Source organism: Alloalcanivorax venustensis ISO4, from assembly GCF_015356855.1.
Taxonomy (GTDB): Bacteria; Pseudomonadota; Gammaproteobacteria; order Pseudomonadales; family Alcanivoracaceae; genus Alloalcanivorax; species Alloalcanivorax venustensis.
This window is the reverse complement of the sequence record NZ_ARXR01000029.1, coordinates 1-11,760: the sequence shown is the minus strand read 5'-3', so window position 1 is coordinate 11,760 and position 11,760 is coordinate 1. Positions and strand designations below refer to the sequence as shown.

General features: G+C 66.0%; 10 protein-coding genes. 5 read left to right on the top strand and 5 right to left on the bottom strand.

The window, feature by feature from the left end:
- Positions 1 to 39: 39 nt before the first annotated feature.
- The 4 genes from ssb (at position 40) to gspD (ending at position 4,602) form a co-directional block, all read left to right on the top strand.
- Positions 40 to 576 carry a single-stranded DNA-binding protein gene (ssb, locus tag ISO4_RS13510; RefSeq protein ID WP_142949686.1) on the top strand — a complete coding sequence of 179 codons (537 nt, stop codon included), beginning with the start codon at positions 40 to 42 and terminating at the stop codon, positions 574 to 576.
- Positions 577 to 588: 12 nt separating this feature from the next.
- Positions 589 to 1,308 (top strand): type II secretion system protein N, encoded by a 720-nt coding sequence (gspN, locus tag ISO4_RS13505; RefSeq protein ID WP_194856575.1) that lies wholly within the window; start codon positions 589 to 591, stop codon positions 1,306 to 1,308.
- A gap of 122 nt (positions 1,309 to 1,430) precedes the next feature.
- Positions 1,431 to 2,285, top strand: a complete 855-nt coding sequence (gspC, locus tag ISO4_RS13500) for a type II secretion system protein GspC (protein ID WP_194856574.1) — start codon at positions 1,431 to 1,433, stop codon at positions 2,283 to 2,285.
- 7 nt (positions 2,286 to 2,292) lie between these two features.
- The gene (gene gspD, locus ISO4_RS13495) at positions 2,293 to 4,602 is read left to right on the top strand and encodes a type II secretion system secretin GspD (protein WP_194856573.1); all 2,310 of its coding nucleotides are present in this window, start codon (positions 2,293 to 2,295) and stop codon (positions 4,600 to 4,602) included.
- A gap of 10 nt (positions 4,603 to 4,612) precedes the next feature.
- On the opposite strand, the gene ISO4_RS13490 is transcribed toward gspD, so the two are convergent.
- Positions 4,613 to 5,656: a hypothetical protein gene (locus ISO4_RS13490; protein ID WP_194856572.1), complete on the bottom strand. Its 1,044-nt coding sequence runs from the start codon at positions 5,654 to 5,656 to the stop codon at positions 4,613 to 4,615.
- Positions 5,643 to 7,142 (bottom strand): adenylate/guanylate cyclase domain-containing protein, encoded by a 1,500-nt coding sequence (locus ISO4_RS13485; RefSeq protein ID WP_228548132.1) that lies wholly within the window; start codon positions 7,140 to 7,142, stop codon positions 5,643 to 5,645. Before ISO4_RS13485 ends, ISO4_RS13490 begins: the two co-directional genes overlap by 14 nt.
- Before the next feature lie 104 nt (positions 7,143 to 7,246).
- Here ISO4_RS13485 and ISO4_RS13480 point away from each other — a divergent pair, with 104 nt between their 5' ends.
- A complete protein-coding gene (locus ISO4_RS13480) occupies positions 7,247 to 8,212 on the top strand; it encodes an alpha/beta fold hydrolase (protein WP_194856571.1) in 966 nt (321 codons plus the stop codon).
- Here the strand turns inward: ISO4_RS13480 and ISO4_RS13475 are convergent.
- The 3 genes from ISO4_RS13475 to ISO4_RS13465 are packed head-to-tail and all read right to left on the bottom strand — an operon-like array spanning position 8,202 to position 11,526.
- Positions 8,202 to 9,170, bottom strand: a complete 969-nt coding sequence (locus tag ISO4_RS13475; RefSeq protein WP_194856570.1) for a hypothetical protein — start codon at positions 9,168 to 9,170, stop codon at positions 8,202 to 8,204. The genes ISO4_RS13480 and ISO4_RS13475 overlap by 11 nt on opposite strands.
- Positions 9,167 to 9,613, bottom strand: coding sequence for a hypothetical protein (locus ISO4_RS13470; RefSeq protein ID WP_194856569.1), 447 nt, complete (start codon positions 9,611 to 9,613; stop codon positions 9,167 to 9,169). The genes ISO4_RS13475 and ISO4_RS13470 overlap by 4 nt, the downstream gene beginning before the upstream one ends.
- Entirely contained in the window at positions 9,610 to 11,526 is a 1,917-nt protein-coding gene (locus tag ISO4_RS13465) for an FAD-dependent oxidoreductase (RefSeq protein WP_194856568.1), read from the bottom strand. The genes ISO4_RS13470 and ISO4_RS13465 overlap by 4 nt, the downstream gene beginning before the upstream one ends.
- Between the last annotated feature and the right edge of the window lie 234 nt (positions 11,527 to 11,760).

Genomic DNA, 11,760 nt, shown 5'->3' with positions numbered 1-11,760 from the left:
GCCGTTATAGGCCGTTACAGAGAGAGGGAGCGAACAGCCATGGCGAGAGGCGTCAATAAAGTCATTCTGATCGGTAACCTGGGCGCCGACCCGGAAACCCGGTTCATGCCCAGCGGCGGCGCGGTCACCAACATCCGTTTGGCGACCAGCGAAACCTGGAAGGATCGGCAGACCGGTCAGCAGCAGGAACGCACCGAATGGCACCGGGTGGTGTTCTTCAATAAGCTCGGCGAGATCGCCGGCGAGTATCTCAAGAAGGGCAGCAAGGTGTACGTGGAAGGTTCCATCCGCACCCGCAAGTGGCAGGGGCAGGACGGCCAGGACCGCTACACCACGGAAATCGTCGCCAATGAGATGCAGATGCTCGACGGCCGTGGCGGCGGCGGTGACGGCGGCGGCTACCAGAACCAGGGCGGCGGCCAGCCCACCGGCTACGAGAACCAGGACTACGACTATGGTCAGCAGGGCGGGGGTCAGCAGGGCGGTGGTGATCAACGCGCCAAGCCGGCCGGTGGCCAGCAGGGCGGTGGTTTCAGCGGCCCGGCCGATGATTTCGACGACGATATTCCGTTCTAACGTGGGGCTGTGATGCGCTGGTTCGCTTTGGGGGCGGTGTTTGTCGCCAGCCTGGTGGTTTTTTTAGTGGCTCTGATGCCGGCGGCGCTGGTGATCGACAAAGTGCCGGCGTTGCGTCCCGGTGGCGCGCCGCTGGTGTTGTCCGACGCTCGCGGCCCCTGGTGGGACGCCGACGTCCGGGCGCGCTGGCGTGATCAGCAGGGTCTTCTGAGCTGGGAACTGAATTGGCACGGCCTGACCCCCGGGGTCGATTTGTCCCTGTCCGCCGGCGAGTTGCAGGCGCGCGGCTGGCTGGGCGCCGCCTGGGGCGACTGGCGTCTGGAGCAGTGGCGCGCGCAGGTGCCGGTGGCCATGGTCAGCCGACAGGTGCCGCAAGGCGATGCCGATGGTACCGTGTCACTTTCCTTGCTGGTATTGGAACTCGTCGATGAGAACGTGGTCGATGCCAAAGGGACGCTTGATTACAGCGGCGGCACGGTGAGCTGGGGTCGCGACGGCTCGGCCAGGGTGCCGCCCCTGGACGGCCGGCTGACGATGTCGGAGAGCGGCCCCCGGCTTACCGTGACCGGCCCCGAGCAGCAGCAGCTGGTTCTGGCGAGCCTGGAAGACAAGACATTGAGCGTGCAGGTGCGCCGGGCCTGGCCGCAATTGCTGGGCGTCAGCCAGGGTGGGGACCCTTCCGATGTGGTCTTCCGCATGCGCCGGCCTTTGACCCTGGGGCGGCCGGGCTGAGCGCCTCTGCATAACAAACGGTCGGAAAGACCGTGTATAAATTGGCCAGGGACGGTCGGCTCTCTATACTCGGGATTCGATGCCGGCGGGCCGGGATAACGATAAACAGGATTGATGGCTTTATGATTCAGTGGGCCCGGAGGGGAAACCGACAAAAAGGGGAGCGTTGGCTGCGTGCCATTCTGGCTCTTTTGTTGGTGGTGTTTCTCGCCTATGTGATTGCCCGCACCGTCTGGATGCTCTGGTACGGCCCCCGGGACAGCGTGCCCGAATCCGATCTTAAGCAGGTTGCGGTGGCCGGCTCCCAGCAGGGTAACTCGGAGATTTCTTCCTCCCAGGTGCAAAGCTGGAATCTTTTCGGTGTCTACCAGGCGGAGCCCGGCGCCAAGGATGACCGGCCGGTGGATGCGCCGGACACCCGTTTAAGTCTGGAGCTGTTGGGGCTGTTCCAGACCCGCGACCGGGACCAGTCGTCCGCGATCATCGCGGAAAAGGGCAAGGACGCGGAACTGTTTCATATTGGTGACGCGATTCCCGGTAATGCTGAGCTGGAAGACATCTACGCCGACCGCGTCATCCTGCGGCGGCAGGGGCGCCTGGAAACGTTGCGCCTGAACGAAATCAAAGGGCTGTCCGGCGGTGGCGTGACGCAGGTGAACGAGCCGGCGCCGCAGACACAGGCGCCGAGCCCGCAAACCGATCTGGCCCAGCAGCGCACCGCGTTGATCCGGCAACTGGGGCTGCAGCCGGTCAGTGAGGGCGGCACCGAGGGGTATAGAATCGGCGAGCAGGCGCCCAAGCAGTTAATTGAACAAGTGGGGCTGAATCAGGGGGACGTGGTGGTCTCGGTGAACGGCTACCCGCTTGGCGATGAAGAGAGTGATCTGGCGGCATTGCAGTCCTATCTGGACAGTCAGGCCGCATCCATAGTCGTGCAGCGCGGCGAACAGGAATTTACCGTGAACTATCCACCGTGAGAAGCCTATGAAGTCGGCCCTGAAAACAATAATCGCAGTGCTAACGCTGAGCCTGGCTCTCGGCGCCCATGCCCAGCAGCAGGCTCAGGTGGAGCAGTCCGGCGATGGCAAGAACTGGACGGTGAATATCCGCAACGCGGACATTCAGGCGTTCATCAACCAGGTCGCGGAGATGACCGGGAAGAACTTTGTCGTCGACCCGCGGGTACGCGCCCGTGACGTGACTGTCATTTCCAACCAGCCACTGACCTCCGACGAAGTCTATGAGCTGTTCCTGTCGGTGCTTCAGGTCCACGGTTACGCCGCAGTGCCGTCCGGTGGCGTGATCAAGATCGTCACCAACACCACCGCCAAGCAGAGCAACCTGCCGCTGACCGCCAACGCGGGCAGCGTGGACGGTGAAGAGTTGATCACCCAGGTGATCGCGGTGGACAACTCTCCGGTTGAGGAACTGGTGCCGGTGCTGCGCCCGTTGGTGCCGCAGTACGGTCACCTGGCGGCGGTGGGATCCGCCAACGCGCTGATTATCAGCGACCATGCCGACAACATTCAGCGCATGCGCGCCATTATCAACAGCCTCGACAACGCTGAAAGCGACGAGGTTGAAATCGTTCAGCTGGAGCACGCGTTCGCCGGCAATATGGTGTCGCTGCTGGAAGAACTGACCACCTCGGACCCGGCCGCTAACAACCGGCGCCGGGGCGCCCAGGGCGGCGCCACCATGGTCGCCGATGAGCGCACCAACCGTTTGATTATCAAGGGCGACCGCGGCACCCGCGCCCGCCTGATGCCGCTGATCCAGCAACTGGACAGCCCCTCCAGCGCCGCCGGCGGCGTGCAGGTGGTCCGGCTCAGCCATGGTGATTCGGAAAAAATGGCGGAACTGCTGAAGAACTTCGCCGCCGGTGCCTCGGCGGTTCGCCAGGGTGGTGATGAAGGTGGCGCCTCTGCTTCGCGTGCCTCCGATGGCGAAGGCCGGGTCTCGATCCAGTCGGATGAGTCCCTTAACGCTCTGGTGATCCGCGCCGAGCCGGAAATGATGAAAGAACTGCAATCGGTGATCAGCCAGCTGGACGTGCGGCGCGCCCAGATCCTGATTGAGGCGGCGATCGTCGAAGTGACCGGCGATAAAGCCAACAACCTGGGCTTCCAGTACCTGGCCGGCGATCTGGAAAACGGGGTTGGCGCGGTGAACTTCGGTGGCTCCGGCATCAGTGTGCAGTCTCTGCTGCAGGCGGTGATCACCGAGGACCCTTCCAATATCACCCTGGGTGACGGCATTGCTGCCGGCTTCGGTGAAACCGACGCCGACGGCGATCTGGAGTGGGGCGCGTTGGTGCAGGCGCTGGCGTCCACCACCAACACCAATCTGCTGTCGACACCCAGCATTCTCACTCTGGATAACCAGGAAGCCTCGATCATCGTCGGCGAGAATGTGCCGTTCGTGACCGGGCAGGCCTCGAGCACCGGTTCCGGGGTGTCCAACCCGTTCACCACCATCCAGCGCGAGGATGTGGGCCTGACGTTGAAGGTGACGCCCCATGTGGCCGGGTTGAACACCATCCGCCTGGAGCTTGAGCAGGAAACCTCGGCGGTGAAGGATTCGGTTGGTGAAGCGGTGGACATCGTCACCACCAAGCGGCAGCTCAACACCACGGTGCTGGCGGACGACGGTGAGACCATCGCCCTCGGCGGCCTGATTTCCGACGACGTTCAGGAGACCGTCCGCAAGGTGCCGCTGCTCGGTGATATCCCTCTGCTGGGCTTCCTGTTCCGCTCCACCTCCGAGAGCCACGTCAAACGTAATCTGATGGTGTTCATCAAGCCCACGGTGCTGGCGAACAACGACCGGCTGGTGGACATGACCCGCGAGAAATACATGGGCGTCACCGCCATGCAGTTCCGGGTCAACGATGACGGCGAACTGGTGCGCGAGGTTCAGTTCCCGCTGCCGGTGAAGCTGGAAAATCTGTTCGAAGGGCGTTCACCGGTTTCCGATGATTACGAGCGGGCTTATAAGGCGCAGCAGGAAAAACGCGAAGAGGATTCCGCCACGCCGCCCACCTCCGGGCCGGTGACCGATACCGAGGGCGTGGTGCCCGGGCAGGAAGAGGCGCCCGCCGCCCGTGATGAGGACGCGGACAAGGCGGAAGACGAGGCCCGCGAGCCGTCCGCCACCCGGACCCCACAACCGGTTGAACCGGCCCCGGCGCCCGCGCCAGCGGCCCCGCAGCCGGTTGAGGAATCGACCGTAGCGGCCTCGCAGGCCGATACGGAGGCCAGGCCCTCCGGTCAGTGCCGGCCGCCCTGGTGCTAGCCGGCGGCCGCTAGGGGGTGTTCAGGGACTCCAGGTTTCTGATCACCCGCTCGCTGCGCTCCAGTTTTTTCTGTAATTCCACGTTGTCCGGGTCCAGCGGGGCCACCCGCTGCCACAGCTGGTGGGCGGCCCGGTATTCGCCCTTGGCGTAAAGCGCTTCCCCCTGGGCCATGGTCCGGGCGAAGCGGTCCCGCGACCAGCGCTTCACTTGCTCGCGCATGGTGTCCAGGTAGCCGCCATCGTGCTGCGCCAGGTAAGTGCGGGCGGCCAGCAGGTCCTCCAGACGGCCGGTTTGTTGATACTGTGAAATCAGCGCTTCAGCGTGCTGGAAGCGGGTTTCCTGGCGGGCGTCCCGCGCCCGGTCCCGGGCGCTGTCGAGGGTCTTGCGCGCGCGTTTCAAGGAGGCCGGCTGGCTGCGGTCCGGCGTCAGCCGTTGTGCCATCTCCAGTGAGACCAGTGCCTGGCGCCACAGCGCCTGGTCGGCGTAGGCGTCGCCCAGTTCGGTGAGGCCGTCGCTCACCTGTTGGCGCAGCCGCGCGCGCTGATCCAGAATTCTCGCCGCCCGGCGGTCATCATGGTGGGCCAGGTCCCGGTCCAGCTCATCGGTGTCCAGCAGCGCCTTCGCCTGGGCCAGATACCATTGGTTAAGGCGTTCGCGCAGCGCCCGTGCCTCGCGCTCCCGCAATTGCGCCAGCAGAGAGTTCACCGGTTCCGGTTCCGCCACGCGGTCGCCGGTATCCTCCAGCAGCTGATACGCCTGCCCCCAGTCTTCCCGGGCCGACAGATCCCGGGCCAGGGCCAGTCTTTCCTGGCGGTATTCCCGGCTTGCCTGCAGCACCCCCTGGCGTTGCTCGGTGAGCAGGCCGTATTGGGGATGGCTCTGGTCGGTGCGGTCGATGATGTCCAGGGCGTCCCGGTAGCGGTGCTCCTGCAGCGCGTCACCCACCCGGTCGGCGGGATCCGAGAACGGCAGCAATGAGGCGCAGCCGGGCAGTATCAATACCGCCCCCAGGCCCAGCGTCGCCCGCCAGGTGCCCCGCTTAAGAGGATTCACGGTCGGCCTCCGCGCTGATTTCGGCAAGGAATTGGGCAATGCGTTGTTCCATCAGCGTTTCCGACAGGGCGTGCACGCCGTCCACCCGGAAAGTGCCTACCGGCTCCTGGCGGCCGCGCACCCGCATGGCGCCATACTCGGTGGCGCGCACCCGGGAGCCGATATTGGGATCCGCCATGATTGTCGAGGCGGCGATGATCTCGCCGGCGCCGGCCATGTTGGACAGCCGCGAGGCCAGGTTCACCGTGTCGCCCACCACCGTGTACTGCATGCGTTCCCTGGAACCGAGATTGCCGGCCAGCATCGCCCCGGAATTCATACCAATGCGGAATTCCACGGTGGTCAGGCCGCGCGCGTCACGGTATTCATTGAGGCGTGTCACCAGGCGCTGGATCATCACCGCGCAGCACAGGCCGTGGAAAAGGTGCTCGGAATCCTCCTCGGGCACACCGAATACGATCATCGCGCAATCGCCCATGTACTTGTCGATGGTGCCCCGGTAGAAATCGGAAGCGGCGCTGATGGCATCGAAGTAGACATTGAGCATGTCCGCCACCGCCTCCGGCGCCAGGCTTTCGGAGAGCCGGGTAAAACCGACGATGTCGGCGAACACCACCGTGGCGGTGACGTCGCGCCCGCCCAGGGTGACCTGGTCCAGGTTGGCCATCATCTTGCGCGCCACCGAAGGGCTCACGAAACGCTGCAGCACGCGCTCCACCTGGTCTTTCTCCAGCATGCCGTGGGCCATGCCGTTGTAGGCCTCGATCAGATGGCCGATCTCGTCATTGCGGCGTTCCTGGATCCGGTATTGCAGGTCGCCCTTGCGCATGGCGCTGGTGGCGGCGAGCAGATTGCGGATCGGCTGCGCCAGCCGCCGGCTGATCAGGAAGGAGGCGATGATCGCCAGCACGCCCATCGCCAGGGTGGCGGTGATCAGGGTGTTGCGCACCTCGCGCTGGGCCAGGGTGATGGAGCGGTCCGACAGGGTCACCGCCACCGATCCTGCCAGGTTATCGTTGACGCGCACCGGCGCGAAGTAGGTGCTCATGGCGTTTTCCCCGAGCCCGCCCCAGCGGCGCACTTCCGTCGAGGACGGGGCGCTGGCCGGCGGTTGCACCCCGGCCTGATCGATCGGCTGCCCCTCCCGGTTGAACAGCGCGGCGCCGGCGATGCTGTCGCTGCGCACCAGGTTGTTGATATGCACCTTGAGCAGGAAGCGGTCCTCGGCAAGCAGCGGTTCGCGGGCGGTATGCGCCAGCTGGGTGGCGATGGCGTTGCCGAAGCTGTCCGCCTGGTTGCGCATACGCTGCAGCTGATTGTTAAGCAGAATGAACGCCAGCAATGTCATACCGATCAGGATCAGCGCCGAGATCGACAGACCCATCTTCCAGGCCACCGGGAAATATTCCGGAATATAGGGCTGGATCAAGGCGTCAAAGCGCGCTTTCCAGGAAGCTTTCGGCTGGTTGGCAGGTGATGCGGGCATGGGAGCTTGAGGCTCTTGTCAGGAACAGTATCCAGTGTCACATTGCCAGACTGGCCCGAGGGAAACCAGACGTTTAACCACCATCTGCGAAGACTGAACACGACATGGCATTTATCCGCGAACGGCGCCTGGGCGCCAATGGAATGGACTTCTTCATCGCCGAGGCCGGCGAACCCGGGGCGCCGTTGGTGCTTTGCCTGCACGGTTTCCCGGAATGCTGGGCCTCCTGGCGTTATCAGCTGCCGGCGCTGGCGCAATCCGGGTACCACGCGGTGGCCCCGGACCTGCGCGGCTACGGTGAAACCGGCGGCCCCGCCGAGGTGGACGCCTACCGGCAAAGCCGGCTGGTGGCCGACGTGGTGGCGTTGATCGATGCTCTGGGCGCCGACCAGGCGGTGCTGATCGGCCACGACTGGGGCTGCGCCCTGGCCTGGCAGGTGGCCCGCCGCCATCCGGAGCGGGTCGCCGCCGTGGTGGGGCTGTCGGTGCCGTACGGCGGCCCGTCGCCGAAGCCGCCCACCGAAGCGATGCGCGACCTGTTCCGCGATCACTTCTTCTACATGCTCTACTTCCAGCGCCCGCAAGCCCCGGAGCAGGAGCTGGAAGCCGATGTGGAGGACAGCCTGCGGCGCATGTTCCACAGCCTCTCCGCGGATGGCATCGAGGATTTTTCCGTGGCGCCGGACAGCACCGGGGTGTTGCAGGCCATGCAACCGCCGCCTTCACCGCCGCGCTGGATGCGCGACGAGGATCTCGCCTACTACGTGGCCCGCTTTGAAAAGACCGGCTTCACCGGGGCCCTGAACTGGTACCGGGCCATGGACGCGTCCTGGGAAGAGAGCCGCGACGACGACAACTGGACCATCACGGCGCCGGTCCTGTTTCTCGGCGGCATGCAGGACCCGGTGCTGCTGTTCGGGCAAAAAGCCCTGACGCGCATGCCCGACTATGTGCCGGACCTGCGCACCGTGGTGCTCGACCAGTGCGGCCACTGGATTCAAATGGAGCAGGCCTCCGAGGTGAACCGGGAAATCCTCGGTTTCCTGGAAGAGATCTCGCCTAGACGCTGATCGGCACGCCGTGATCGTCGCGGTCGGTGAGAATCTCGAAAGCGGCGCCGTGCTCGCTGTGCAACACCTCCTCATGGCCCGAGCGGATCACCGACACCCGCGCGCGGGCCAGTTTACTGTTAAGACAGGTTTTATCGCCGCCCGGCGGGTTGTAGTAGGTGAGGGCGGTGAAGGCCTCGCGCGGCGCGTCGATGTCCACCCGCAGTTGGTTGTCACCGGCACGGCACTCGAGCCGCCATTGGAAGAACCGGTAGCGACCCCGTGAGCGCAGCGCCTGGCCGACCCGGTTGAAAGCGTAAGTCCGCCCGTCCAGCCGCAGCACCGCCAGACTCAGCCAGGGCGTGGGCACGGGCCCGAACCAGACCCGTGCCGTGGCGCACTCGAGAAAGGCGTCCGGGCGGCCGTCGAAGGCGGCCACCTGGCCCCAGGCGTACTGGTCGGTGTGGCGCTTTCCCCAATTATGGTTTTCGCTGCCGGGCCAGTGTTCCAGCTGCATGGCGTCGCCATCCACCCGAACCTGGCCGGACACACGCACCGCCGGCCGGCTGACCAGCGACTTGGCCTTGGGAAAGCCGGCCCGGTAGCGGTCTTCTGGCAACAACAGCAGCGGCTCCTGGCCGCCCTGGTAGCGCAGATCCCACTCGATGCGGTGGCCGGCGAGCGAGGCGCCGCCGTGCAGCTTGCCCGGTTCCAGCCGGTTGTCGCCGATCTCCACCGCCAGGCGGTCGGCGGCCACCAGACAGTGCGCCAGAGGAAACTCTTCCTTCACCGCCACCTGGTGTTCGCCGTCGAACCAGACCGCCCAGATCTCGCCGAGGCGCCGCCCGCCGTCGGCGGCGATGAACTGGGTATAGCGTATCCACAGCGCGCGCCGGCGGTAGGGGGCGTTGGCGCGCACGAACCAGGATTCGTAGTGCCCGCCCTGGCCCGGGTACTGGTTGCCGTGGAACGGGATCATGATGCCGCATCCTGATACGCGTGGCGCTCGTCCACCAGCCGCAGGGCCTTGAAGGGGAACGCCAGCATGCTGTCCCGGTACGCCACCCGGGCTTTGCCCACCGGCCGGTCCGCCTGGTAGACCGTGAGCGGGCAGGTGATCAGGGATTGAATCCAGCCGCCCTGACCGTATTGCTTTTGTCCCTCGGCGTAGAGCTCGCCCAGCTCCGGGTGACGGAAGTGCAGCCAGTAATGGGGCCCGCTCAAGCGGATTCTCAATTCGCCCTCGCAGGGGCATTGATGATCGCCGAGGCGCGCGGTGCCGCGAAAATAGCGCGGCGCGCCGAGGCTGAAGATGCGCGTGGTGAAAGCGCGAATCGTAAAGCTGAACGGACGCTCGACGCCGTCGCTGTCCAGAGCCAGCCAGCCGCTCATGGATTCCTTGAGTAGTAGTCCCAGTGTCATGCTTGGTGCTCCTGTAGATGGTCGGCCAACCGGGCCGCGGCCCGGCCGGCCAGGGCCATGATGGTGACCTGGGGATTGGCGCCCAGGCTGGAAGGCACCGCCGACCCGTCCATGACATAGAGGCCCTGGCGGCCATGGACCCGGTGCTGCGCATCGCAGACGCCGTCGTCCGGGTCCCGCCCCAGGCGCGCGGTGCCCAGCGGGTGATAGGCGGTGATCAGAAAGTCGCGGGGTTTGAGCGGGCCGGCCAGAAAGCGCTCCAGCTCCGCCACGCTATGCAGGCGCTGAAGGCCGTCCAGGCCCGGCACCAGAACCTCGCGGGCGCCGGCGGCGAAGTAGATGCGCGCCAGCGTGTCCACGCCGCGCAGAAACTGCGCGAAGTCCCGGTCATTCATGCGGTAGCGGATCAGCGGCCAGTCCCGGTGGGGCCCACGCCGCACGCGCCCCTGGGAGGTGTCGCGGATCATAAAGCCGAAGTAGGCGGTCTGCTGGTAGTCCTCGGTGAAGCGCACCCAGTCCTCGCCGTAAAGGTTGTTCAGCAGGCTGTGTCCCGCCAGGGGCACGCTGCCGCCTTCGAACATCAAACCCTGCTTGCCCCAATCGGTGACGCCGAAGCCCTGCGGAATGCTGCGGCTGTTGGCGAAGTCCCGGTCCGGGAAAATCGCGTTGACCACGCCGGCCGGGTGCAGGGTGAGGTGGCGGCCCAGATGGCGGTTGCGGATGCCCTGGTCACGCAGGAACAGCGGTGTAAAGAAGGTCCCCATGGCGGCCACCACGGCGCGGCTTTTCACCGTTAACCGGACCGAACGGCCGTCCCGGTTGCGGCCCCGGGCGGTCATGCCGGTGACCCGGTCGCCGTGCCAGTGCAGGCGTTCCGCCCGGAACCCGGAGAACAGGAAGGCGCCGCGGTCCAGCGCCCGGGGTATGTAGCTCACGTTGGTGGACTGCTTGGCGTCCGTGGGGCAGCCGAACTGGCACAGCCCCTGGCCGTCGCAGCCCTCGGCGTTGCGGTTGAGCGGGTGGCGCTGCTGGAACCCCAGCGCCTCGGCGCCGCGATCGATGACGTCGCCGATGGCCCCCACATGTTCGGGTTTGGCGGCCTGCACCTTGAGCACCTCTTCCACCTGTTCGAACCAGGGCGTCATCGCTTCGGCACTGAAGTCGCCCAGCCCGCGGGCCTGCCAGTCGGCCAGTACCTCCTCCGGGGTGCGCATGCAGGTGCCGGAATTAATGGTGGTGGTACCGCCCACGTTGCGGCCCACCGGCACCGGAATAATGGCGTTGCCGGTGGCGCAGTTGCTGCCCAGCGCCCGGTACAGCTTGGGAATCACCTCGGTGAGCCGGCAGTTGAAATGGGAGCGGTCGTAGTACTGGCCCTCTTCCACGATCACCACGGCCAGGCCGCGGCTGGCCAGCTCGTAGGCGGCCGACGCGCCGCCGGCGCCGCTGCCGATCACCACCACGTCCGCTTCCAGTTCCATATCCTCGGCGCAATCCCCGGCGGCGGTGATCTGCTGCTGCCAGCGGAAATGTTCCACCTGGCTGGGCACCTGCACCGGTGGCCGGCAGCCGGTGCGCGCTTCCACGTCGCGGTCAAACACATAGTGTGCCTTGAGCGGCAGGCTCACGGCGCGCAAGAGCTTACCGGACACCGGGGTGCGGGACAGCCGGTCGAGAAAACGGGCCCGGTGGGGCGTGTCGCCACGGTGGAAACGCCGGCCATGGCGGAGCAGGTGGCGGGCGTCCAGCCACAGCAGCCCGAGCCGCAGCGCCCGCGCCAGCAAAGCATGCTCGCCGACACGGGTGAGCAGCGCCTCGGCGTCCGCTGCCGGCAGGGTCCGGCCGGCGGGAAACAGGGACGCGGTCAGCGCCCGGGCGGTGGGGTTGCGGGTGAGAGCGGTTTGGTCAGCCATGCCGGCAGTGTGGGGCCTTCCCCGGTGCCGCGCTTGACCCGGACCACAGTGGCACCCTGCGGGCCGGGTCAAGCGCGCCTGGGATGCCGGCTATCTGATCTGGATCAACAGCGGCGGGCCCGGCTTTGGGCATTATGGCTTCGGGGCGTCACGCCCCGCTGCGTATGCTTCCGGGTCACCCCGGTCTGCGGCCCCGCTTCGGCGGGGCTTTTTTTTGGTTCATCGCGCTTTAGC